Here is a 24,197-nt window from a genome sequence, read left to right as displayed (position 1 = left end):
TTCCTTTTTATATTTATTATTAGTGCCTAGGGTTATACCACAGGGGAAAGCGGGTACAAAGATGAACGCGACGTTAATATGTAAGTAAATATGATGTGGACAGAAATACCTTTCGGACCTAGGCTAAATTGACCACCACCATTGAGCGAGTGCACTATGCAGCCCCACCAACATACCCCTTTAACCGACTTTATTGAGTACCCTGCCGCGCAAATGCTGACGCGTGCGCAGGAGTTTTTAGACACCGCCAAACGTCGCCACAGTATTCGTAGTTTTAGCGACCGTGCGGTTGATAAGCGCATTATCGAAACCTGCATTCAGGCGGCAGGCACAGCGCCGAGTGGAGCTAACCACCAACCCTGGCACTTTGTTGCTATCAATTCCGAAGCCGTAAAAAAGCAAATTCGCGAGCAAGCAGAGCAATTAGAGCGCTCGTTTTATGAGGGTCGGGCTGGGCAGCAGTGGCTAGACGCACTCAAACCTTTGGGCACCGATGCGCAAAAGCCATATTTACAACATGCGCCTTGGTTAATCGCGGTATTTAGCCAGAAAAAAGGCGGTTTACACACCGATGAGCAGCAACCCAATTATTATGTTCACGAGTCTGTTGGGCTCGCCACAGGCTTTTTAATTCAAGGCTTACATCGCGCCGGGCTAGCCACCCTCACGCACACTCCCAAGCCGATGAGCTTCCTGAGCGAAATTTGCGGCCGTAACAAAGACAATGAACGTCCCTATATGCTTATCGTGGTCGGCTACCCAAGTGACGATGCCACGGTGCCTAACCACGCTTTACAGAAAAAATCGCTGGCTGAGATAGCAACATTTTTATAGCGCTGCGGGCTGCGCTTCGGTGGCTATTATCTCACCGGGGCTCAGCCCTGAAAGCACCTCAACCTGCTTATCAACAACTTGTCCCAAACGAACATAACGGCGCTGCAATTGCCCTTGCTTTACCACCATGACCATGTCCAGCTGACCGTGTTGGTGCACCCACTCGCGGGCCACCAGCACTCCTTGGCGTGAAGACGCTGGCAGCTCCAGCTGCGCATACAAACCTGGCAGCAGCTTCGCACTTTGTGGCGCCGCAAAGCGCATCAACAGCGATCGCGAACCACTGTCTGCTGCGGGGACCACCTCCACCAGCGGCACGTCTGCGTGTAGCGCCAACGAAGAAATTGAAACTCGTCGCTGTGTGCCAATATCCAAGGTTAATGCCTGGCCTTCACGTACCGCAAACTCAAGCTGTAGTTGCTGCGGATTGTAAATGGCTAGTAGCGCCTGCCCTGGGCTGGCGGTATCACCCGGCTCAGCGAAACGCTCGACCACGCGCCCAGCAATAGGTGCTTTAATGGTGGCGTACTGTAAGGCAATCAGCGCTTGTTGCAACGCTTGTTGGGCCTGCTCAACACTGGCTTTGAGGTTGTCATGGTTGGCGGTAGCTGCATCAATATCGTTTTGCGAAATCAACCCTTGTGCAAATAGCTCGTTGGCACGGCGAAGCTGTTTACTGGCCTGCGTCAATGACGCTTGCAATGCATTTACTTGCGCTTGGGCTTGCTGCACTTGGCTTTGTAGCGCTTGTTTATCAAGCTCAATCACCACTTGCCCTTGCTTTACGGTATCGCCTGCTCGCACTAAAAAGCGCTCAATCTGTGCTAATACCCGTGCTGAAACTTGGGTATTTTGCTTGGCAAGAACCTGTCCTGGCACCACTTCTGCCACATTTATGGCACTAAGCTCAACCTGATGGGTGGCGCCTCGGTATGATTGCTTATCGGTTTTAACTCCTGGCGCAATATGCTGAGTAAGCACGCCAGAAAACCACACTATTACGGCGGCTAAAATAGCTATGACGAGCGCCGCTGTTAACTTAGTTCGCATTGTTTGCTTCCTCTTTTGCAAAGACCAGGTAATACACCAAAGGCACGACCAGCAAAGTGAATAGGGTTGAGGCGAGAATGCCGAAAATAATCGCGATTGCGAGACCGCTAAAGACGGGATCAAAAATGATCATTATATTGCCCAGCAGGGTGGTCCCAGCGGTTAACAGCACTGGTCGCATACGTACCTGCACAGCGTTAATAAGCGCTGTTTTAATGGCTTCACCTTGGCGTCGTGATTGTTCAATAAACTCCACGAGGATCAGTGAATTACGTATGACGATACCGGCCAGGGCAATCATGCCAATCATCGCCGTGGCGGTAAATAACACCGGCTCCGGCGCGCCGGCAATAGCGCGCTCACCCAATTGATTCAGCAACCAAAAACCGGGCATAATCCCAATAATGGTAAGCGGAATGGCCGACATAATAATTAATGCCAAGCTCATGGATTTTGTTTGCACCCGCAACAACACTAAAATGGCCGCCAACGCAAGGGCAAAGGCAATGCCCATATCGCGAAACACATCAATGGTGATGCGCCACTCTCCTTCGCCGCTAAAAGATACATCAATCCCCTCGCCAAGGTGCCATGCTTGAGTGCCACCCGAATCAACAAAAGTACGCTGCTGCCAAGGGGTGTTTTGCAATTCTGCCACGCCCTTATCGGCGCTGACATCGGCAATCACTTCCGCCGGGGTACGGCCATTGAGCTCAGCCATAACATAGATAACCCGCTGTAAGTCTTTGCGCACAATGGGCTGGGGTCGCGCTAATGAGTTAAACTCGCCCAACTCGGACAGCGCCACCATAGGCTGAGGAGCGCTAGATAAACCAAGCTCCGAACTGCGTTGGCTAATATTGCGCTGACCTTTCACCTGCAAGGCGCCAATATGTGTTTGCGTACGGTGGCGATATGGCAGCACCACCTCGATAGGCAGCGGGTTGATTTCATCATCGACATAAAGTTGACCGACCTGCTGACCTTTTAATGCTACCCTTAGCGCCGTAGCGATATCGGCGCTGGCTACCGCCGACAGTGCCGCTTTGCTAGTGTTGGTAACAAAACGCAGCTGTGTTTGCGCGGCGGCCATGGAGCTATCAATTTCAACAACATGGGGCTCTTGGCGCAGCCGCGCCATCACTTGGCGTGCGGCCTCACGATGCTGTTGCGCATCAATAAACGGTTTGGCATAGACCTCGGCGACCAAAGTACTCAGCACCGGAGGCCCGGGCGGCACCTCAATCACTTTAATAGTGATCTCGTCTTGATTAAATTCGGCCAGCTCATCACGCAGCCGTAACACCACGGCATGGGACTGATGCTGGCGTTGCGATTTATCGTGTAGTAATACTCGTAACTCCCCCTGATGCTCGCCAACGCGGCGATAATAACCTCGCACCATGCCATTAAAGTCCATACTCGAAGGCTGGCCGACGTACGCGGCAATGGCCTTGACCTCATTGAGCTGCCACACCTTGTGCTGAATCTGACGGGTCAATGCCGCTGTATGCTCCAATGCCGTCCCCTCGGGCATGTCAATGAGCACCTGCACCTCGCTTTTATTATCGTAGGGCAGTAACTTCAGCGGCACGGCACGCATCACCGGTAAGCTGGCGCTGAATACAAATAACGCTAAAACCGTATACAGCACCCATTTGGCTCTGCGTGGTTGGCTAAGGATATAACCCAGCAATTGCGTGTACTTCTGCATCGCTTTGCTTGGCTCCCTGAGCGCCAGACCTTGCTCTGGCTTGAGAATACGCATAGCTAGCCATGGCGTTACGAAAAATGCCACCAGCGTCGATAGCGCGACACTGATTGGCACGTTAAACGCCATGGGTGCCATATAGGGACCCATCATTCCGGTAATAAAGGCAAGTGGAAAGAAGGCCACCATAATGGTCAATGTTGACATCAACAGCGGCGTGCGAATTTCACTGATGGCAGCGACGATGTTATCTTTTCGATCACCAGAGCGATTAAGGTAGCGACTGATATTATCTATGCCGGTGATCGGGTCATCGACTAATAGCCCCAAGGCTAAAATGAGCGCGAACAAGGTGACACGGTTAATGGTGTAACCAAATGCCCAATCTAAGGTGAGGGTGAGGCCATAGCAAATAGGCAAGGCCAAGGCGATCACGATCGCTGGACGCCACCCTAGAAACACGCCAATAAAGAGCACCACGGTAATAATGGCAAAAGCCAGGCTGGCGCCGAGGTTATTGACTTTGTCATTCGCTGTTTGGCCATAATCGCGTAGCGTCACCACTTTGACTTCTGGCGGCAACAGCTGTTGTTGCAAACGCGCCATTTCACGATGCACCGCATCGGCAACCGCCACCGCATTACTACCCCCTTGCTTCGCCACGCTTAAGGTCACTAAGGGCAGCTGCTGGTGATCGCCGTGTTGTAACCACTGGTAATGACTGGGCTCACTGGGGCCAACGGTGATCTCGGCGACGCTATCTAAGCGCACGGCCTGACCATTGACAACATTAACCACTAACTCACTGAGCTGCGCTTGGTCACGTAATGCATCACCGGCTTGAACATGCACCCGCCATGGGCCTTGCGCATCGTTGACTCGACCCACTTCATGCAACTGATTGGAGACCTCCAGCGCATAGAGAACATCTTGTACCGTGGTTTGATGGGCATTGAGCGCGCTGATATCGAGATAAACATAGGCGCTGCGTTTACGCCCGGCGACCACCTTTACCTCGCTCGTATCCGCCAAGCGTTGTAAATTGGTGGCTAACTCCTGCGCCATGCGGGTGAGGTCATAATCGTTATAGAGCTGCGGTGCCTCGCTGTATAAGCCCAACATCACAATGGCCACATCATCGACCGATATGGGCTTAATCTGCCACTGCTTAACCACCTGAGGCATGGTGTCTTGATAGGCATATAATTTTGCATAAGTGTCTATCAAAGCTTGCTCGCGGGAGTGACCCACCTCGAAGCGCAGTGTGGTCACTAGTTGCTCATTAGCCGTGGTGGAATAGATGTGTTCAACCCCTGGAATTTGCGCCAGCAGCTTCTCTAGTTTGATGGTCACCAGCCGTTCGACTTGTGGCGCTTCAATTCCGGGCACGGCCACCGTGATATCAAGCATAGGCACGGTGATCTGTGGCTCTTCCTCACGCGGAGTATAGCTTAAGGCCAAGGCGCCAAGCACCAAGGCCACAATGAAAACCACCAGCGCAAAAGGGCCGTTCAAACTCGCTTTTACTGTTTTATCCAAGGCGTTCACAGCCTACTCCTGACAAAATAGCGTGTATAAAGTCTGCAAAATGGCCTTAGCGTTATCATCACACAACTGGTAGTAAATGGTCTGACTCTCACGCCGCGTGGTCACCATGTTTTCGTTACGCAATACAGCGAGGTGCTGTGACAATGCCGACTGACTTAACGGCACTGCATCATTGAGCTGGGATACGCTGAGTTCACCCTGCTGCAAACTGCATAGGATCATTAGACGGTTTTTATTTGCCAGAATCTTCAGCAGGCTTTGTGCCTGCTCAGCGCTGTCGGCTATTTTACTGAAATCCACGTGTCGCTCTTGTTGTGAACTGAGAATGGCAGAAGTATAGAAAGGAATATTAGCCCTGTCTAATATTAATTATTGCTAATTTAGATTTTACTAATATACTAAATGTAATCTCTCATCTCCAACAAGGTGTGTTGCTATGAATATATCTGCTGCGCTGCGACTTATTGCTGGCATTATGGTCCTGATATCCTTACTGCTGGCGCATTTCGTCGACTCTAACTGGCTATTTTTTACTGTATTTATTGCCCTTAATCTTATCCAATCAGCATTTAGCGGTTGGTGTCCTATGATGTATATATTAAAAAAGCTAGGCATGGAGGAATAATATGCTGACCCCAATCCCAGATTTACTAAAAACCATCACCCCTAATCAACGCCGAATTAGCGCCGAGCAAGCGAAAGCAGAGCTAAGTGATAATCATGGTTTGTTGATTGATGTACGCGAACCCGCCGAGCATGCAACCAAAGCCGCCACTGGTGCTATTAATATTCCTCGGGGGCTATTGGAAATGAAGCTGATGGAAATTGAAAAAGACGCCAACCGCCCTATCTACTTACACTGTGCGAGCAGTGCGAGGGCGACACTAAGTGCCGAGCAGCTCACTCGCGTTGGCTACAAAAATGTCACCGTCATAACCTGTAAGGCCGATCATATTTGTCAGGTGTTTTAACCTAACAGTAACATGACTCCGATATGCTCTGTATTTTTAGGTTAATGGGTACAGAGTAATGACGTTAACGCGGAGAAGTTTTTTAAAGGCATCGGCAGCCGGGTTTGGTGTTGCCGTTTTATCGCTCGGCCTCAGTGGCTGTGTATTCGATAGTGACGATGACGATAGCGTCGATGTGAGCTTTGATCACGGTGTCGCCAGCGGCGACCCACTCAGCGATGCCCTCATTATTTGGACTCGAGTAACACCACAACAGCCAGTTAGCAGCCTCAAGGTGCAATGGCAGGCGGCGACCGATCCCGAGTTTATCAACATCAGCCATGATGGCGAGGCGCAGGTAAGTGCCGACAGTGACTTTACACTGAAAGTGGACTTACAAGGTCTCGATGCGAACACTCAGTACTACTACCGCTTTAAGGCATATGGTAAAACCTCCCCAACGGGTAAAGGGAAAACGCTGCCAACAGGCAATATCGAGCAAGTTAAGTTCGCCGTGCTTTCATGCGCAAACTACCCTGCTGGCTATTTTCATGTATATGGCGAGGTCGCCAAACAACCCGACTTAGACGCGGTATTACATCTTGGCGATTACCTCTATGAGTACGGTAATGACGGTTATGCCACTGCCGATGCAGCGGCCCTTGGGCGCCTACTACCGCAAGATAACAGCACAGAAATGTTATCGCTTGAAGATTACCGTAAACGTTATGCACACTACCGCACAGATACCGACCTGCAAGCAGCGCACAGCCATTGTCCATTTATTGTGGTGTGGGACGACCATGAAATAACTAATGATACCTGGCGTGATGGTGCCCAAAATCATAATGAGGGCGAAGGGGATTTCACTCAACGTAAGCTTTATGCCTTACAAGCTTACTTCGAGTGGATGCCCATACGTAATGTGGCCGACAAAGAGCGTATTTATCGTCGTTTTGATTTTGCCAACCTAGTGTCTTTGTACATGCTGGATACCCGCGTACTGGCCCGCGATGAGCAACTTAGCTTTGCTGATTTTGATCTTACTAGCGCCCCAGGACAAGCGCAGTTTGCCAGTGCTATTAGCTCCTCATCACGGGCTCTTTTAGGTAGCGAGCAATTAACTTGGCTACAAGATGGCATCATGACCTCTGACTGCCAATGGCAAGTACTCGCACAGCAGGTACTGATGACGAAGATGCATATGCCGGTGGAAGTATTGCAGCTGCTTGGGAGCCTGCAAGTAGCCTTGGCTAGTGGCGAAGATACAAGCGCCCTGCTCACCCAAGCCAATGCATTGTTCGCTGAGTTGGCGCAAATAAAAACACGCATACTAGCTGGGGATCCCACTGTTAGTGCCAACGAGCGCGCCCGGGTAGAAACCAAAGTACCCTACAACCTTGATGCCTGGGACGGTTACGCTTATGAGCGCGAGATGTTGCTCGCCAGCGCCGTAGCTGCGCAAAAGGATTTAGTTGTACTTGCTGGCGATACCCATAATGGTTGGGCAGGTCAATTGCGAACCGACGCCACTAATCCCATTGCTGCTAACCAAGCGGCTGGCGTTGAGTTTGCCACCGCTTCGGTTTCTTCCCCTGGACTTGAAAGTTATTTATCCCTGAACACTCAGGATCCGCAGGCAGTAGCACAAATAGAGCAGGTCATCACCTTGCTGATTGACGACCTTACCTATAATAACTTAGTGGATCGGGGTTATCTCACGGTGACGTTCACCGCCGAGCAGGCACAGGCGCAGTGGCATTACATCAACACAGTAAAAGACAGCAATTACCAAGTGCTTTCAACACGTTCAAAGCAGTTATCGGTGAATGCCGGTAGTCGTCAGCTGATAAGTTAATCTGAACGCTGCTCGAGATGCTTGAGTCGCGTATCAATCCGTTCTACAACTTCGACCAAGCGTGCCAACAGCGCTTGGTCGCTAGGTTGTGACATAGACTCTGATTGTGTTTGTTGGTGCTCAGCTAAACGCTCCTTTTGTGCCAAAATGGCCTCACGGAACTGCTGTGCATCCACCACTCCAATGAGTGACACTAACGCACCGGTACCCGACTGGCCCGCTGTTTCAAAACTCAATTGATGAATACCAAACAGTCGCATCAATGGCCCTTGCGTTAACCCCACATCGGTAATTTTATCAAGGGGAATAGTCTTTTCAGTGCGCACCAAAATACCGCGTTTAACAAACAGCTTTTTTTCACTCAAGGTTGCCGACATGGCCGCCAACATACGCCCTGATACGAGCCACACAACAATGGCAATAACGGGGATAAAAACAATACCAAACAAGGTCACTGTGGCAACCAATAACCACAAGACCAACCAGTATTGTTTCACTTTGGGGTTAAATTGCGCGCTGTGTAAAATCGTTTCACTACTCATTAGTACTACCTAGCTGGTAGTCAAATACGTAATGGTGAGCGCCATTGTCCATATTGATGGTCATTTTCCCGCTCAAGCCTCGCAATTCGCCGCTACCTGAATCCGGCACCACCTCAAGGATCAGTGTATCTTTGCCTTGGTTCATGGTACCGAAGTGCTGGAGTACGAAGCTGCCTTTTTTGTCACCCAGTGTCCCAGTGACCTGCTCCAAGGCGACATAACCAGCGGAGCCTTGCACTGGCGTGCGGGCACTGAGCATTTCACCTTGACTAATACCGTGGAGCTCACCACTAAAGGTTTTATCTATCGACATTCTTCCTAAATCAATACCGTCTACCCCAGTGGCATAACTTTGTTGCGGGTTTAATTTAACGGTAAAAGTTCCTGTTGCTTGCATGGTGGCTTCCTGTTGGTTAGTCCTTGTACTCTAGTTGTATAGAAAAACCACCAACAACGCAACGTTGGTATCATAGCAACCATGGCGCCAGTGCACAGGTTTGATACACTGAGCACTTAATCCGCAGCAAAGTACACATATGAACACAGCCGGTAACGAAAAAAGCGCTTTGCGCTACCTCCGCCCTATTTTTAAATTTGTGTGGCCTTATAAATGGGTGGTTATCGCCGCCCTCGCAGCACTGCTACTGACCGCAGGTATTAACCTTTCCTTGGGACAAGGGCTCAAGCAAGTGATTGATGACGGCTTTATTGCGGGTTCAATTACTCAGCTACGACAATCTGTGATGGTACTTATTGCCCTAATCGCGATCATGGCGGTGGGAATTTTCTGCCGCTTTTACATGATGTCGTGGCTAGGTGAGCGCGTTAGTAACGATATTCGCAAGGCGGTGTTCGCGCGTATCGCCTCCCTGCACCCAAGTTACTTTGAAGAGAATCGCAGCGGCGAGATTATGTCACGCCTAACCACCGATACCACCTTACTGCAAAGCATCGTCGGCTCGTCTTTATCCATGGCGCTGCGCAGTGCGTTGATGCTTATCGGCGGCATCATTATGCTGTTTATCACTAATGTGAAGCTGACGTTGATCGTACTGCTGTGTGTACCGCTGGTGCTCTTACCTATGAAGTTATTCGGCCGCCGCGTACGCACGTTAGCAAGTAGCTCCCAAGACGCTATCGCTGATATCAGCACCTATGCTGGCGAGGTCATGCAAAACATCAAAACTGTTCACAGTTTTAACCGCCAAGCGATGGAGCAAAACGCTTTCAATGGTGAAGTAGATAAAGCTTTCTCAGTCGCCAAACGACGAATACTTCAGCGCGCCATCCTGATAGCCCTCGTGATTTTTATCACCTTCTCGGGGATCAGTTTTATGCTCTACAGCGGCGGCGTGGATGTTCTCAATGGCGCTATGACTGGCGGTGAGCTGGCAGCCTTTGTTTTTTATGCTGTGGTGGTGGCGATGTCGGTAGGCACAGTGGCGGAAATATATGGCGAACTGCAACGTGCGGCAGGGGCCGCTAAGCGCCTAGTAGAGCTACTGCAAGTACGCAGCGATATAATCGACCCAACGACTCCAGCCCGCTTTGATAACAAGCAAAGCGAAACGGCCATTTTAGCTTTTAATGAGGTGAGTTTTTGCTACCCCTCGCGACCAGATAAACCCGCCCTTAATGGATTTAACCTAACCATTAACGCTGGCGAGACCATTGCAATTGTCGGCCCTTCGGGGGCGGGGAAAAGCACCTTGTTTGAGTTGTTACAGCGTTTCTATGACGTGAGCAGTGGCCAAATTAAGTTGCACAACAAAGAACTTAGCACTTTGTCTTTACACGCGCTTCGTGACGAAATGGCCATGGTGGCCCAGCATCCAGTGCTGTTTAGCGCCGATGTTTATCACAATATCGCGTATGCGCGCGAAGACGCCACACAAGCACAAGTTATCGCTGCCGCGAAACAAGCCTATGCACATGAATTTATAAACGACTTACCTGATGGCTACAGTAGCTTTTTGGGGGAGCGGGGTGTGCGCCTATCGGGAGGACAAAAACAGCGCATTGCCATTGCTCGTGCGATTTTGAAAGACCCCAATATTCTACTTTTAGACGAAGCGACCAGCGCTTTAGACGCCGAAAGTGAGTTTCATGTGCAAGCCGCGCTGACCCGACTCATGCAATCCCGCACAACGCTAATTATTGCCCACCGTTTAAGTACGGTGATGCATGCGGATCGCATCGTGGTTATGGACCAAGGTAAAGTGGTGGCCGTTGGTGACCACCCGACATTATTGCAACAATCGGCACTGTATCAGCGCCTATGCGAGTTGCAGTTTAATCAGCCTTCGCAGTTATCTAGTTCTTAACGTTAGGCACGATTTGGATTTCTACACGACGGTTCAAGGCGCGACCGTTAGCCGTGGAATTATCCGCAACAGGGCGACTTTCGCCAAAGCCTTGAATGCTCACACGCGCCGCTAAAATTTGCTTGTTCACCAAGTAATTTTTAACGCTCTGAGCGCGCTGCTCAGATAAACGTTGATTATAATCACTGGCGCCGGTGCTGTCGGTATGACCTTGAACACTCAGGTAGGTTTTCTCGTACTTATTCATAACACTGGCAATTGCATCTAAAGTACGGTGGAAACCACTAGAGATATAAGATTGATCGGTGGCAAAGGTAATATTTGAAGGCATCACTAAACGGATGTTATCGCCCTCGCGTACCACTTCCACGCCCGAGCCCGCTAATTCATCTCGAAAAGCCTGCTCCTGCTTATCCATGTAGTCACCTACCGCAGCACCCGCTAAGGCGCCAATGGCGGCGCCGATAAAAATACGCTTGTCGTCATGGTCGCCCGTCGCTTTACCTAGCACGGCGCCTATACCGGCACCGATACCTGCACCTTTTTGCGTATTGGTTGCTTGGCAACCTGACAACACCACTGTTACCGCTACTGCTGTAGCCACTGTAGAAAAACGAGTCATACGTTTAACCATTGTGAATTCCTAAATATTTGAGTATGCGGGTGATACTAGCAAAGATTAATGAACTAGAGGTTAAAACAGTGCTAATTAATTCCGTTTTGAGGCATCACTGGAGGTAGCGCATAAGGTTTGACCAATGCACTTAACTCGCCACTTTTAAGCATTTTCTGGTACTGCTGATTAATTTTCTCAGCCAGTGTGCTACCAGCAAAACGCGATGCAAACGCCATATGGCCGTAAATGGCGTCTTGGTACCTATATGGGTGCTTCATAAGTTGATGTGCCGGACGTTGCAGTACGCCCATGGCATGTTCTGCCGTCGCTTCAACGCCAATAAACAGGTCTACGCGGTCTTTGAGTAACATATCTAAAGCGATTTGCTCTGATGTCACTGGTACTTTTATCAGCTTTTCATCATTGTCAAAGCGCGCAAAGTGCGCCGCTCCGCGCATCACCGCAATACGTTTCCCATACAAGTCGTTGTAGTGCTCGATGTTAAAGCTGGGTGTCTTTAGTGAATAAAAGCTAAATGATGAGTGCAATGCCATGTAAGCTGGCGTGACAAACTGCAGTTGTTGTTCACGGGCTGGGGTGCGTATTAGTCCGCCCATTATATCGACTTCATTATGAGTGAGTAAGTAAACACAGCGAGAAAACGGGCATGCAATTACATTGATATCAAAGTTTAGCTCTTGGGCTATCGGGCGCAGGATATCAATAATCAGCCCTTTAGGTGCACTCGATTCGGTATTGCTATACGGCGGCGCATGATCGACGGCCACACTAACAACCGTGCGAGCACTGGCACAAAGCGAATATACTAACGTAACTATCAGCAAAAAAAAGACGCGTGCTCTTACTACCACCTGTGCCCCTTGCAACTAATACCGCTGTGCCTGTACTGTCATATTAATGACAACTAATCGAAGTATAGTTTAGCGATGAAACTTTTATCGTTATTTTACCAGTTTTTCCTCCTCGGCTGCACTAGCTTTGGTGGCCCAGCAGCACATTTAGGTTACTTTCAACGCCACTTCGTTGAAAACAAGCAATGGTTATCACAGCAGCAGTACGGACACTTGATCTCGCTCAGCCAGCTATTACCAGGTCCCGGCAGTTCGCAAGTAGGCTTCGCAATTGGCTTACACCATGCGGGCGTGCTTGGTGGCATCGTTGCTTTTGTTGGCTTCACCTTGCCCTCAATGTTGATTATGGTGTTATTGGCTGTTGGCGCACAGCAATTAGGCTGGGGGCTGTCTGGGTTAATCATTGGCCTAAAACTTTTCGCAGTCGTCATTGTTACTGATGCACTGATAACGATGACTAAAAGCTTTTGCCCTAACTGGCAAACAAAAGCGTTAGCATTGCTCAGTGCCTTGGCACTTATTTTTGTTCCTTCCCTTTACACGCAACTGGCCATTTTAGCCGTAGCTGGCGTAACGGGTGCTTGGTTATTAAAACCGATGGAGTGCGCCGAATCCGAGTCGCCTACACGACTTAACTGGCCGGCTTTACTGCTCTTTTCAGTGCTGTTTTTACTTACCTTTAGCGCGGCTTCTGGCTATTGGCAACTGGCTGGGCAGTTTTATCAAGCGGGATCTTTGGTATTTGGCGGCGGCCATGTGGTGTTACCGCTGTTAGACACTATTCTAACGGATGTTGACAGCGATGCATTTTTATCCGGCTATGCAGCCGCCCAGGCTATTCCTGGGCCGATGTTTACCTTTGCTACGTACCTTGGTGCTATCATGACACCGCACGCGCCTTTGCTCGGTGCTACCTTAGCCACCTTAGCCATTTTTACGCCTGGTTTTTTGTTGGTTATCGGCTTTCATCGCCACTGGCAGTCGTTATTGAGCAACCCACTCGTTGCTGGCGTGAGTAAAGCCATTAATGCTGCAGTGGTGGGCTTTATTGCTGCCGCTTTATACAACCCGATCATCCCCGCAGGCGTAAGCCAATGGTGGTATGGTCTTGTTGCCATTATCGGGCTGTGGGTGTTGCGCCAGTATAAGCCGCCAATACTTATGGTAATCGCCAGTTTTGCAGCGCTGGGGCTATTGCTGGCAAAGTTGCCCTAATCACCGATTAGTTAGGGCTACTCATTTGCCCAGTAATACTCTGATATGGACGTAATTCGAACACAGGCAGCATCGCGAGCAGATGATCCATAATCTCAGCCTGCAAGTGCTCATAAGAGATCCAGCGTTTATCGGCACTAAAGCAGTAAAATTCAATAGGCAGACCGTGGTTTAGTGGCTGCATCTCGCGCACCATTAAGGTCAGCTCATTGTTGATGCGCTCATGCTGCTTCAAGTAGCCCTCGGCATAGCGGCGAAATAACCCTAGGTTAGTGACCTGCTCCGGCAAGTTACTGGCTTTGACATAATCATCAATATTAATGCTGTCGCTGATACGTTGCTGCAATGCCTCGTCGGCGAGGCGAATACTGTTCATATCGATATTCAGCGAGCGCTTTATCCGGCGACCACCAGACTCTTGCATACCGCGCCAGTTCTTAAATGAGCCGGCCACCAGCATATAAGTTGGAATTGTGGTGATAGTGTTATCCCAATTGCGCACTTTAACGGTGTTCAGGCCAAGATCGATAACTTCACCGTCAGCGCCGTAGTTATCAACCTGAATCCAATCTCCGTAGGTAACCAAGCGATTAGCGGCAATTTGAATACTGGCAACGAAGCCCAAAATCGTGTCTTTAAACACCAACATGGTGACCGCTGCGATAGCACCAAAACCAGAGATAATATAGGTGGGAGACTTCTCCAGCAGTAATGAGAAGATTAAGATGGCACAGATTATAAAAGTCACCAGCTTTACCAGCTGGATAAGGCCTTGAATCGGGACTTCTCGGGCAAACTCAAACTGATTATAGATAGCACCACCGACACTGACGACACTACTGACAATAAAGCCGCCATACACAATAAGCGCTATTTGCGCCAAGGTCCGTACAACGCCACCCACCAGCTCGGTGCTTGGAAAAACGTTCTGGAAAAAGGCTAAAAACACCACACAGCAAATAATACCGGCGACGCGACGATTCAGCTTTTGTAGCAAGGGTGCCAGCATGGTAATGCGCTCTGGTGATAACTTTGCGGCCAGCGACTGCACTCCTGGCAACATCAAACTGCGTAGGAAAAAATACAGCAATAGAATCGCCAGCATCCCCAAACCTGTCGCGGTAATTGCACTGAATAAACTGGCTTGCTCCATGCCCTCAAACCAAGGCTCGACTAGGGTTTGTAACTGACTCTCATTCATAGTTCACCTGTTGAATTCGCAACGTCAGGACACACCTCAGTGACAGGTGCATAATTGTTAGCAATCAACGCATCTTTCTGATGCCACATAACATTGAGGTGTTTTTGAAACTCAACGCGAAAGGCTTTATCTTGCTGATAGTCCCCCACAAGTTGTGGTGCAATTTCTCGCACCTCTACTGAGAGTTCAATATGAGTAAGTCGGCCAGTTAAAAAGTCGCGACAGATATGGCTGCCCTGTGATTGGTAGTGCAACGTTGCATCTAACAGACCGTCAAATTGCTCCCCTAGCACTTGCAGTGCAAAGGCAATACCACCAGCCTTGGGCTTGAGCAAATGGCGAAATGGACTCTCTTGGCGTTGATGTTTACTGGCAGTGAAACGTGAACCCTCGACAAAATTAACGATACACGATGGATACTGTTTAAAGTTATGGCAACTGCGTTTGGTTCGCTCTACGTCCATACCTTTGAGCTTTGGATTCTTGGCTATTTGCTCTTTGCTAGCACGCTTCATAAAGGGCATACCCATAGCCCATGCACCGCTGCCAATCAGTGGCACATATTTTAACTCATCTTTGAGGAAGAACTTCGGTGCGGGTAGCTCATTCACCGCACTAAGTACAACGATATCAAGCCAGCTAAGGTGATTAGATATCAGTAAATACCAAGCGCCTTTTTGCACTTCACCGTTGAACGACACATCAAAGTTCTCACAGCCGATCTTTAACCCTAAACGATTGCCACCACGCCAGCCATTATAGGCGCTATGTAATAATACGGTCACTACATGCAGTGGCAACACTAACTTCACTAAGCCTAAGAGGAATACGATTACTCCCCACACCAGTGTATTCACTAGCAACACACAGCCAGCTAAAATCCCTGCTAACCAATTGGGTAGAAATCGCTTGAGCATAGTTAACTCCTGTTATGCTTTGCTAAATCGTCAAATACACGGTCTTTGTCATGCCACATATCATTAAGATGCTGCTGAAAAGATACCCGAAATTCATTGTCATTGCTGTAATCCCCCACCAACTTTTTATCAAGCGGGAGTACCTCAACATGCACAGCAACCTCTTTCACTTTGCCTGCAGCCAAGTCCAAAAATGTGGGGATGCCGCCGGGGTAATGAATGGTCACATTCACTATCTTGCTGATCTGCTCTCCCATCGCTTGCAGCACAAACGCGACACCACCCGCTTTAGGCTTCAGTAAATGCTTAAACGGACTGCGTTGGCGCTGATGCTTGTCCTCGGTATAGCGCGTGCCCTCTACGAAGTTGACAATAGACACCGGCATTTCTTTAAACTTTTCACAGGCTTTGCGTGTGGTTTCGATGTCTTTGCCACGTAGTTTAGGGTTTTTCTTTAGTTGCGACTTGCTGGTGCGTTTCATAAAAGGAAAATCTAATGCCCACCAAGCTAGGCCTAGAAAAGGCACGTACAGTAGCTCTTTTTTCAAAAAGAAATTCAAAAATGGTATGCGGCCCCGAAAGATGCGCTGCATCACCAAAATATCGACCCAACTTTGATGGTTGGCAATCACGAGATACCAATCTTTTTTGCGCAGCTTATCAAGGCCACTCACTGTCATCTTATAGGGAGTAAGCAATTTCTGATTCAATGAGTTACCACCCACCCATAACCCTGCCATGGCTTTTGCCGCCGCACTCATTAACTTTTGCCAAGGCTTGATTGGCAATAATTTCAGTAACCCGCAAAGCACGATGGGGAAAAACCAAAACAGGGTGTTAATCGTGTACAAACTAACACTTAAAACTTGCCTAACTACAGCTACTACAGCGCGCAAAACGACTTTCCTATATAGGTATAAAAAACAAGCGCTAATAATAGCGCTTTTTATCGACAACAGAAAACCGATCTGTTGGTGTTACTAACAACAAAGTTAATCTTCGAAATAGGTGTATCCGCTCAAACCTTGTTGTAGCTGTTCAATATACGCCTTTTTGATATCACTATCGATATCAAGCGCGTTGATACGCTGGTGATAGACTGCTGCTAAGTCATCGCTATCGTAATGCACAAATTTTAATACGTCCTGAACACTGTCGCCCTTGAGTTTATGACTTAATTTAAACTCGCCATTATCACTGTGCACATGCACCGAGTCGGTATCACCGAAAAGGTTATGGAGATCGCCAAGAATCTCTTGATACGCACCCACCATAAACATAGCGACATGATACTGTTGGCCGAATTCATAACGCGGTATCGGCAGGCTCGTTTCAATCCCCGCCCCGTCAACATAATCGCGAATTTGACCATCGGAATCACAAGTGATGTCTTGGATAATCACACGCTGTTCCAATGGCTTATCTAAGTTTTCTATAGGTAGTACCGGGAATAATTGGCCAATACCCCACACGTCAGGCAAGGATTGAAACAGCGAGAAATTCACAAATAGTTTATCAGCGAGCTTTTCGTTAAGGTCGTCCAATACCTCGCGATGGGCACGCACCGAATCCCGCAAACAATCACGTACCTTATGTAAGGTGCGGAAATAAAGCTGCTCCACCAACGACCACTGCATAATGCCCAACATGCCATGAACATACTGGCTGTGAGCCTCACTAAATAAATGCATGGCATCGTGATAGCTCTCCAACGCCATACGACTGCTCACCGCTTCACAGGTGTGCTGCATTTCTATCACTACAGAAGGCAAATTTTGGTACTGGTCGATGGCTACATCGTTATTTGGGATGCGCTCGACATCCACCACATCGGTAATCAGCACGGCATGATGAGCCGTCAGTGCTCGTCCTGACTCGGTAATGATATGTGGATGTGCTAAATCATGGCTGTCGCTTACCTCACTAAATGCGGCCACCACATTGCGCGCGTATTCTTCCACGGTGTAGTTCATAGAGCAGCTGCTGCGCGACCCCGAACCTTCGTAGTCCACACCTAGACCACCGCCGACATCAACGGTTTTTAGCGGCACACCCATTTGCGATAGTTGCGCGTAGTGGCGAGCACACTCTTTGAGTGCGCGTTGAATGTCGCGAATATTGGCAACCTGTGAGCCAATATGAAAATGCACGAGTTCCAACAAATGTAACTTGCTTTGCTGGCGCAGCAGTTCGACCGCTTGCAGTACCTGCGAAGCGGTCAGGCCAAACTTGCCTTTTTCGCCGCCGGTATTTTGCCACTTGCCCTTACCCACAGAGTTGAGGCGAATACGTATACCTATTGCTGCTTCTAGGTTCATGGCCGCCATTTCTTTGAGTAAGGCATCCAATTCAGAGAGCTTTTCGATAACAATATTAACCTTGTGGCCCATGGCTTGACCAATTAATGCGAGACGCAAAAACTCACTATCTTTATAGCCGTTACACACTATGGTGATATTTTTTTGTGCCAGTCCCAATATCGCCATTAACTCCGGCTTGGAGCCCGCCTCTAAACCGACTTGGTTGCTATCATGGGCCAATAACTTATGCACCACCGAGCGCTGTTGATTCACTTTAATTGGGTAAACACAGGTATAGCCGCCTTGATACTGCTTCGCCTCATTCGCCCTAGCAAAGGCACCAATAAGCCGTGAGGCTCGGTGCTGCAGAATATCGGTGAAGCGCACTAATACCGGTAACGTCAGACCTTGCTCTTTAAAGCTTTCCACCAGCTTATTTAAAGGCAAACCTGGGCGACTATGATCGCCATCGGGATACGCCACGAGCTCGCCCTGCGGATTAATATCAAAGTAACCGTCGCTCCAGTGACTTACGTTATATACGGCCTGAGCAGCCTGGTAACCCCATTGCATAAAGCACTCTCAATATTGACCTGTGAATTTGCCGCTAGTGTAATACCTTAAAGTGTTCCTAGCGAATAGAAAATCGTACGGATTGGGCTAAAATTTCATTGAGCATTATGACGCTCACTGGCAAAATTGTCCCTCCACTTTACTGGCGATTATTGAGCACATGACAAGTTTAGATAAAAACCACTGGTTTACCGAGGTAAGCGACCGTGACGGTAGCGCATTCTCACTGCGTATTAATAAGTTGCTTGAACAGCAACAGTCTCCGTTTCAACACGTGGCAATGTATGAAACCACCGATTTTGGTAACCTGATGGTGATCGACGGCTGCACTATGGTCAGTAGTCGAGAAAACTTCTTTTATCATGAAATGATCGCCCACCCAGCGCTATTTAGCCACCCGAACCCAAAAAACGTAGTGATTATCGGCGGTGGCGACTGCGGAACCCTGCGCGAAGTGCTAAAACACGACAGTGTTGAAACTGTCACGCAAATCGACATTGATCAAGTTGTCACTGAGATGTCGCTGAAATATTTCCCTGAGTTGTGCAGTGCCAATGATGACCCCCGTGCCACCTTGCTCTTTGATGATGGCATCAAATACATGCGCGATGCGCAAGCCGAGTCGATTGATGTCATTATTGTCGATGGCACTGACCCTGTAGGCCCCGGCGAAGGCTTGTTTAATCATGCTTTTTATCAAAGTTGCCTCGCAGCATTACGTCCTGGCGGTGTGTTGGTACAACAAAGTGAAAGCCCGCTTATGCATATGCCATTGCTGCTGGAAATGCGAGCGGCCATCAAGCAGGTTGGTTTTGGCGCGTTGCAAACCTTGCCTTTTCCACAGCCGATTTACCCATCGGGGCTGTGGTCAGTCACCTTAGCACGCAAAGGCCTGGGTTTTGACGGCTTTAGAGCCTGTGACCCTGACGCCCTCAACACCTTATATTACACGCCGGGCGTACACCAAGGTGCGCTCGCGGAGCCACCTTTTATGACTAAGGCCTTCAATCAGCAAGGCTAATCGGATGGGCGACTATTCGCCCTGACTCTCGCTATGTAATATGTGAATACGTATGCAGAGTCGTGTATTTCATCGCTAACCCCCTTACTCTTAATGCTTCCAATACAAGTACCTGTAGGCCTGCGTTTGCCAGCACACGTAACAGCCATCGCTTTAGCCTCGGGTATAACAAGCAGGATAGGTTGATGCGATTATTACTTCCCTTACTACTGGCCTCACCTTTGGCGTTGGCAAAAACAGTCGATGTTAGCTCTCCCGATGGCAAAATCACGCTTACATTAAGCGACGAAGGGGCGCCACATTATCATGTGAGTTACGCTGGCAAAGCGGTGATTAACCCATCTAAACTGGGTTTTTATTTTGCCCATGCCGCCCCGCTAAGCGATGACTTAACTATTAGCCACAGCGAACGCCACAGTGCCGACACCACCTGGCAACAACCCTGGGGTGAGCAACGTTTAATTCGCGATAACCATAATGAGTTGGCGGTTACTTTTAGCGACCCAGAAGCAGCTGAGCAGTCTTATACCGTGCGCGTAAAAGTGTTTAATGACGGCCTTGGATTTCGCTATGAGCTTACCGGTAAAGAGCGCCCCGATTACCGTATTACCGATGAGCTCACCGAATTTGCCCTTGCTGGCCAAGACAATGAAGCGCTGTGGATCCCAGCTCGAGGCTGGAATCGCTATGAATACGTTTACAACCGCACTAACACTGCTGAAGCCGCCCATGTACACACCCCCTTCACCGTAAAAATGCAAAACGGTATTCACCTCAGTATTCACGAGGCAGCACTGGTCGACTACGCGGGCATGACTTTGAACCAACGCCGACCAGGCACGTTCAAGGCCGATTTAACTCCCTGGTCCGATGGCATCGCGGTGAAAACAAAAAATGGTTTCACCACTCCTTGGCGGACCATCCAAATTGCTGATAAAGCCACTGGACTACTCAACTCACACCTGATTTTAAACCTCAATGAGCCCAATAAACTAGGTGATGTGTCTTGGGTTAAACCCGGTAAATATGTTGGTATTTGGTGGGGCATGCACATCAATGAAAACACCTGGGGCAGTGGCGACAAGCACGGAGCCACCACCGAAAACACCCGCAAATATATGGACTTCGCCAGTGAGTATGGCTTTGACGGAGTGTTGGTTGAGGGCTGGAACCAAGGCTGGGATGGTGATTGGTTCTATAACGGTGACTTATTTAGCTTCACTGAGAGCTACGATGATTTTGACATTGAGGCCATTGCCAAACACGGCGAAAAGCGTGGCGTAAAATTGATTGGTCACCATGAAACCTCCGGCAATGTTAGTAACTATCGCCAGCAAATGGACGCCGCCTTCGCCCTCTATCAGCGCCATGGTGTTAGCCAGATCAAAACCGGTTATGTTGCCGATGGTGGCAATATTAAGCGCCTTGATGAGCAAGGCATTGCTCGCTATGAGTGGCATGACGGCCAATTTATGGTCAATGAATATCTCCACAATATTAAACTTGCCGCCAAGTATCAGCTCAGTATCAATACCCATGAGCCAATTAAAGCAACCGGCTTGCGCCGTACCTACCCAAACTGGATCACTCGCGAAGGAGCCCGAGGCCAAGAGTTTAATGCCTGGGGAACGCCGCCCAACCCGCCCGCGCACACGCCGATGCTGGCTTATACGCGTATGCTCGCCGGACCTATGGATTTTACGCCGGGCATTTTCGACATGGGTTTCAACGGCTTAGGGGCTGACACTAATCGCCCGCAAACAACGCTGGCAAAGCAGTTAGCACTGTATGTGGTGTTATACAGCCCGATTCAAATGGCCGCCGATTTGCCACGTAACTATCTCGCCAAACCAGCAGCGTTTCAATTTATTCAAGATGTACCCACCGACTGGGAAAAGAGCCAAGCCATTGCTGGCGAAATGGGTGAATATGTGGCTTTTGCTCGTAAAGAGCGTCAACGCGATAACTACTCTGGCAAGGATTGGTACCTCGGTGCTATCACCGATGAGCAAGCTCGAGACATCACCATTAAACTTGACTTCCTCGAGCCAGGAAAGCGTTTTGAAGCGCAAATATATGCCGATGGTGAAGATGCTGAGTGGGTAAACAACCCCTACAGCATGGACATTCACACCGAAAACGTGAGCAGCCAAGATAGCTTAACCCTGCGCTTGGCGCCAAGCGGCGGCACCGCCATTCGCTTTAAAGCACTAGACTAACTGCATTCACAGGCCGACGCCCGGTCGGCCTGTATTACCTGAACCGTTCACACATGCCCTGCCGACGCATGCATAATGATTAGCTTGATTGTCGCGACGCCGCGCCCGCGCTCTGCAAGTTTAACTCGCTGCGCTTTATTTCACGTAATATTGAAGTGCGGTTCATTTCCATAAATAGCCACAATTTGATGGCTATTTGCACCAACAGCCCAGCGATAAACCACACTCCCCAAAATACCTGCTCGTTGATAACGGTGGCCATGTAGAATCGGTAACCAGCATAAATAAAAGCCGCCGTCGCGAGTAGAGCAAGCAACGTCGAAAGCCAAACCCAGCGGCGCATAGAGCCACTATAGATGTGCCCAAGGCGATTAAATAAGCCCTGTTCACAAGATAAAATCTGATCTAACTGCGCTTGCTCACTGTGTAAACTCGCTTTAATTTGTTGCTCAACACTCATAACGCTCTCTCCTATTGCTGTGCCCATTGGCTTAATCTTTTTCTGGCCTTGTGCAAGCGTGACTTCACTGTGCCTTGAGGAATATCCAACACCACTGCAATGTCGCTAATGGCTAGCTCTTCAAGGTAAAACAAATACACTGTATGACGCTCCCCCTAAGGCAGTCTGGCTATCAGACTCAACATATCTAAGCTTTGCTCCAAACTTATAGGTTGCGCCGCCACCAACGGTGCTGCAGCTATACACTGCTCTTTGTGCTGACGCCGTGTTACATCAATAAAGCGCCGGTAAATAGCACGAAATAACCAAGCTTTAAATGCTCCGGGCTCCAGCAACGAACGTATATCTTTGGCTACCTTACTCCATACTTCCTGAGTAATATCGCCAGCATCTTGGGGAGATTGACACAGCTTGTAAGCAAAACGATAGCTCCCTTGATAGTGTAGCTCGCATAATTGGTTAAACGCCTGCTTATCACCGCCCTGCGCTGCCAAGACCAGCAATGCCGTATAAGATTGTTTCATAGCCTTTCCAGGTGTTTATTGGCAAGACGCGCTATGACTTACAAGGGTTCACGTATATTGAAAATAAATAATGCTTGATTGCCGCTATCGCCCATATGAACGTGTAGCGCAAAAACCAAGAGGGAGCACGTACATCAGCCATGCCGGCCGACTCAGCCAACAAAGCATGAGGTGCAGGGCTAATATCCGCCTCCGTGGACGTCACTGTCCTTAGCGAAAGTACGAGTTGCTTTGAGCTTTATCACTGCGATGAAAATACATCCCTTCTCACAGCAAGCGATACAGCTCAGCGCATTAGGGGAATGAGCGTCAACCGCGAGCCCATGGGGCCGGGCCCGCAGGCAGCTATTTACTTGTACAACAGCGAGAGCGGCTATGAGTACAAGCAATCGTTAAGGCCATTTAACCTCGGATGCCAACACCCGCTCAGGGGCAATGTAGTGAATGATATCGCCACCTTGGATGGCATAATCCAACGGCGGATTTAAATCCATATCTAAGGCGCTGCGATTATGAGCAATCCCTAAAATAGTGGCGTCGTATTGGTGTTTGAATACCGTAAAAATATCGTTGTAGGTAAACTGGCCGACATCGTTGGGGATCATCATAGAAAAATGGGTATCCCCATGCAGGCTAGACATAATTTCCTGTTGCACCCGACTCGCCCCTGGGTCCTCCATAGAGCGCACTAAGACTTCCGCTGTGCGGTTAGAGCTACACTCCACATTAGCACAATGTTCACCTAGCATTTGTGCCTTACTTTCATCGTCAAAATAAGCGCAAATATGGGCACTTTCCTTCACCAGCTTGCTAATTTTTAGCGCCGTAGTGAAGCTTTGGTTATCATCGGCTCCCTCAACAATTATTTTATCTGCTGTGGCAATGCCTACGCGTTTAAGTTGCTCTTCATCGGTGTAACTACTGAGCTTAACAAAGCTGACATCGGGCTCGGAGAAAAACGGATGCTCCATATCATCGGTTACCGCGAGTACAATTTCACGCTTTACCCGCTTTTCATCAGCAAGAATATAGCGCACCATTTTTCTGGTGCGCACTGGGTGCCAACCAAAAATAATGATGTGATTAGCAAAATGAGTCACGTCTTTTTCACCTGTCATAGCGCGCCTTATTAAATGTGTGATGGACTGCCCTGCTTTACCCAGCAACATGCCGAACAAGGCCAAGCCGAAGGGGATCTGAACCAAAGCCACCAATAAGCGGCCCATCTCTGTAGTCGGACTAAAGTCGCCGTAACCCACCGTTGAGGTAGTCACGACATAATAATAAAAAAAGGTATTCGCAGAGGTAAGCGCATGCTCCCCAGCAATTGACAATAGCACCCAAGTGAGTGCCATATGTGCCAAGGTAACAAATACCACAACCTGCCAACTAAGTTGGTCAATATGATTGCGTATCGTCAGTAGCACACGCTTTAAAATAATCGGCATAGCTCGCCTTATTA

The 24,197-nt window shown here is 49.0% G+C and carries 23 protein-coding genes; 8 read left to right on the top strand and 15 right to left on the bottom strand.

The window, feature by feature from the left end; genetic code table 11:
- Positions 1 to 156 precede the first annotated feature (156 nt).
- A complete protein-coding gene (locus tag MHM93_RS13785) occupies positions 157 to 834 on the top strand; it encodes a nitroreductase family protein (RefSeq protein ID WP_045980282.1) in 678 nt (225 codons plus the stop codon).
- Here MHM93_RS13785 and MHM93_RS13780 read toward each other — a convergent pair.
- Genes MHM93_RS13780 through MHM93_RS13770 form a run of 3 tightly spaced genes read right to left on the bottom strand, consistent with a single transcriptional unit; the run spans position 829 to position 5,443 of the window.
- Entirely contained in the window at positions 829 to 1,884 is a 1,056-nt protein-coding gene (locus tag MHM93_RS13780) for an efflux RND transporter periplasmic adaptor subunit (protein WP_239449461.1), read from the bottom strand. The two genes, MHM93_RS13785 and MHM93_RS13780, sit on opposite strands and share 6 nt — an antisense overlap.
- Positions 1,874 to 5,143, bottom strand: a complete 3,270-nt coding sequence (locus tag MHM93_RS13775) for an efflux RND transporter permease subunit (RefSeq protein ID WP_239449460.1) — start codon at positions 5,141 to 5,143, stop codon at positions 1,874 to 1,876. Before MHM93_RS13775 ends, MHM93_RS13780 begins: the two co-directional genes overlap by 11 nt.
- Before the next feature lie 3 nt (positions 5,144 to 5,146).
- Complete coding sequence (locus MHM93_RS13770; protein WP_022943931.1) at positions 5,147 to 5,443, bottom strand: metalloregulator ArsR/SmtB family transcription factor; 297 nt, start codon at positions 5,441 to 5,443, stop codon at positions 5,147 to 5,149.
- A gap of 136 nt (positions 5,444 to 5,579) precedes the next feature.
- Between MHM93_RS13770 and MHM93_RS13765 the strand changes: the two genes are divergently transcribed.
- Genes MHM93_RS13765 through MHM93_RS13755 form a run of 3 tightly spaced genes read left to right on the top strand, consistent with a single transcriptional unit; the run spans position 5,580 to position 7,951 of the window.
- Complete coding sequence (locus MHM93_RS13765; RefSeq protein WP_239449459.1) at positions 5,580 to 5,768, top strand: DUF2892 domain-containing protein; 189 nt, start codon at positions 5,580 to 5,582, stop codon at positions 5,766 to 5,768.
- A 1-nt stretch (position 5,769) separates the two neighbouring features.
- Positions 5,770 to 6,114 carry a rhodanese-like domain-containing protein gene (locus tag MHM93_RS13760; RefSeq protein WP_138510120.1) on the top strand — a complete coding sequence of 115 codons (345 nt, stop codon included), beginning with the start codon at positions 5,770 to 5,772 and terminating at the stop codon, positions 6,112 to 6,114.
- 58 nt (positions 6,115 to 6,172) lie between these two features.
- Positions 6,173 to 7,951 carry an alkaline phosphatase D family protein gene (locus MHM93_RS13755; protein WP_239449458.1) on the top strand — a complete coding sequence of 593 codons (1,779 nt, stop codon included), beginning with the start codon at positions 6,173 to 6,175 and terminating at the stop codon, positions 7,949 to 7,951.
- On the opposite strand, the gene MHM93_RS13750 is transcribed toward MHM93_RS13755, so the two are convergent.
- On the bottom strand, positions 7,948 to 8,493 hold the full coding sequence (locus tag MHM93_RS13750; RefSeq protein ID WP_022943927.1) for a PH domain-containing protein: 546 nt from the start codon (positions 8,491 to 8,493) through the stop codon (positions 7,948 to 7,950). The two genes, MHM93_RS13755 and MHM93_RS13750, sit on opposite strands and share 4 nt — an antisense overlap.
- Complete coding sequence (locus MHM93_RS13745) at positions 8,486 to 8,890, bottom strand: DUF3224 domain-containing protein (protein ID WP_130145051.1); 405 nt, start codon at positions 8,888 to 8,890, stop codon at positions 8,486 to 8,488. The genes MHM93_RS13750 and MHM93_RS13745 overlap by 8 nt, the downstream gene beginning before the upstream one ends.
- A gap of 139 nt (positions 8,891 to 9,029) precedes the next feature.
- On the opposite strand from MHM93_RS13745, the gene MHM93_RS13740 reads away from it, so the two are divergent.
- Positions 9,030 to 10,817, top strand: coding sequence for an ABC transporter transmembrane domain-containing protein (locus MHM93_RS13740; RefSeq protein WP_239449457.1), 1,788 nt, complete (start codon positions 9,030 to 9,032; stop codon positions 10,815 to 10,817).
- Here the strand turns inward: MHM93_RS13740 and MHM93_RS13735 are convergent.
- Both MHM93_RS13735 and MHM93_RS13730 read right to left on the bottom strand, forming a co-directional pair.
- Entirely contained in the window at positions 10,807 to 11,439 is a 633-nt protein-coding gene (locus MHM93_RS13735; RefSeq protein WP_239449471.1) for an OmpA family protein, read from the bottom strand. The two genes, MHM93_RS13740 and MHM93_RS13735, sit on opposite strands and share 11 nt — an antisense overlap.
- A gap of 83 nt (positions 11,440 to 11,522) precedes the next feature.
- Positions 11,523 to 12,221, bottom strand: coding sequence for a transporter substrate-binding domain-containing protein (locus MHM93_RS13730; protein ID WP_239449456.1), 699 nt, complete (start codon positions 12,219 to 12,221; stop codon positions 11,523 to 11,525).
- A gap of 159 nt (positions 12,222 to 12,380) precedes the next feature.
- Here MHM93_RS13730 and chrA point away from each other — a divergent pair, with 159 nt between their 5' ends.
- On the top strand, positions 12,381 to 13,520 hold the full coding sequence (chrA, locus tag MHM93_RS13725) for a chromate efflux transporter (protein WP_235420072.1): 1,140 nt from the start codon (positions 12,381 to 12,383) through the stop codon (positions 13,518 to 13,520).
- A gap of 7 nt (positions 13,521 to 13,527) precedes the next feature.
- Here chrA and MHM93_RS13720 read toward each other — a convergent pair whose 3' ends face one another.
- From MHM93_RS13720 to speA, 4 genes are all read right to left on the bottom strand, one after another.
- Entirely contained in the window at positions 13,528 to 14,721 is a 1,194-nt protein-coding gene (locus MHM93_RS13720; RefSeq protein WP_045980275.1) for a mechanosensitive ion channel domain-containing protein, read from the bottom strand.
- Positions 14,718 to 15,638, bottom strand: coding sequence for an acetyltransferase (locus MHM93_RS13715; protein WP_130145043.1), 921 nt, complete (start codon positions 15,636 to 15,638; stop codon positions 14,718 to 14,720). Before MHM93_RS13715 ends, MHM93_RS13720 begins: the two co-directional genes overlap by 4 nt.
- 2 nt (positions 15,639 to 15,640) lie before the next feature.
- Positions 15,641 to 16,534: an acyltransferase gene (locus tag MHM93_RS13710; RefSeq protein WP_045980274.1), complete on the bottom strand. Its 894-nt coding sequence runs from the start codon at positions 16,532 to 16,534 to the stop codon at positions 15,641 to 15,643.
- Positions 16,535 to 16,630: 96 nt separating this feature from the next.
- Positions 16,631 to 18,511 carry a biosynthetic arginine decarboxylase gene (gene speA, locus MHM93_RS13705; protein WP_239449455.1) on the bottom strand — a complete coding sequence of 627 codons (1,881 nt, stop codon included), beginning with the start codon at positions 18,509 to 18,511 and terminating at the stop codon, positions 16,631 to 16,633.
- Positions 18,512 to 18,671: 160 nt separating this feature from the next.
- On the opposite strand from speA, the gene speE reads away from it, so the two are divergent.
- Together speE and MHM93_RS13695 are read left to right on the top strand one after the other, a co-directional pair.
- On the top strand, positions 18,672 to 19,532 hold the full coding sequence (gene speE, locus MHM93_RS13700) for a polyamine aminopropyltransferase (RefSeq protein WP_022943916.1): 861 nt from the start codon (positions 18,672 to 18,674) through the stop codon (positions 19,530 to 19,532).
- A gap of 185 nt (positions 19,533 to 19,717) precedes the next feature.
- Positions 19,718 to 21,751, top strand: a complete 2,034-nt coding sequence (locus tag MHM93_RS13695; protein WP_239449454.1) for a glycoside hydrolase family 97 protein — start codon at positions 19,718 to 19,720, stop codon at positions 21,749 to 21,751.
- A 79-nt stretch (positions 21,752 to 21,830) separates the two neighbouring features.
- On the opposite strand, the gene MHM93_RS13690 is transcribed toward MHM93_RS13695, so the two are convergent.
- The 4 genes from MHM93_RS13690 to MHM93_RS13675 form a co-directional block, all read right to left on the bottom strand.
- Positions 21,831 to 22,211: a DUF6768 family protein gene (locus MHM93_RS13690; RefSeq protein ID WP_239449453.1), complete on the bottom strand. Its 381-nt coding sequence runs from the start codon at positions 22,209 to 22,211 to the stop codon at positions 21,831 to 21,833.
- An 11-nt stretch (positions 22,212 to 22,222) separates the two neighbouring features.
- On the bottom strand, positions 22,223 to 22,351 hold the full coding sequence (locus MHM93_RS13685; RefSeq protein WP_239449452.1) for a sigma factor-like helix-turn-helix DNA-binding protein: 129 nt from the start codon (positions 22,349 to 22,351) through the stop codon (positions 22,223 to 22,225).
- Positions 22,352 to 22,366: 15 nt separating this feature from the next.
- Positions 22,367 to 22,735 (bottom strand): RNA polymerase sigma factor, encoded by a 369-nt coding sequence (locus tag MHM93_RS13680; protein WP_239449451.1) that lies wholly within the window; start codon positions 22,733 to 22,735, stop codon positions 22,367 to 22,369.
- Between the two features lie 392 nt (positions 22,736 to 23,127).
- Positions 23,128 to 24,183, bottom strand: a complete 1,056-nt coding sequence (locus tag MHM93_RS13675; RefSeq protein ID WP_138547900.1) for a potassium channel family protein — start codon at positions 24,181 to 24,183, stop codon at positions 23,128 to 23,130.
- Positions 24,184 to 24,197 lie beyond the last annotated feature (14 nt).

The sequence above is a fragment of the Pseudoalteromonas sp. MM17-2 genome (assembly GCF_022347945.1).
In the GTDB taxonomy this organism is placed as follows: Bacteria; Pseudomonadota; Gammaproteobacteria; order Enterobacterales; family Alteromonadaceae; genus Pseudoalteromonas; species Pseudoalteromonas ruthenica.
Note: the sequence above shows the minus strand (reverse complement) of the source record. Positions and strands in the feature narration are given on the sequence as shown.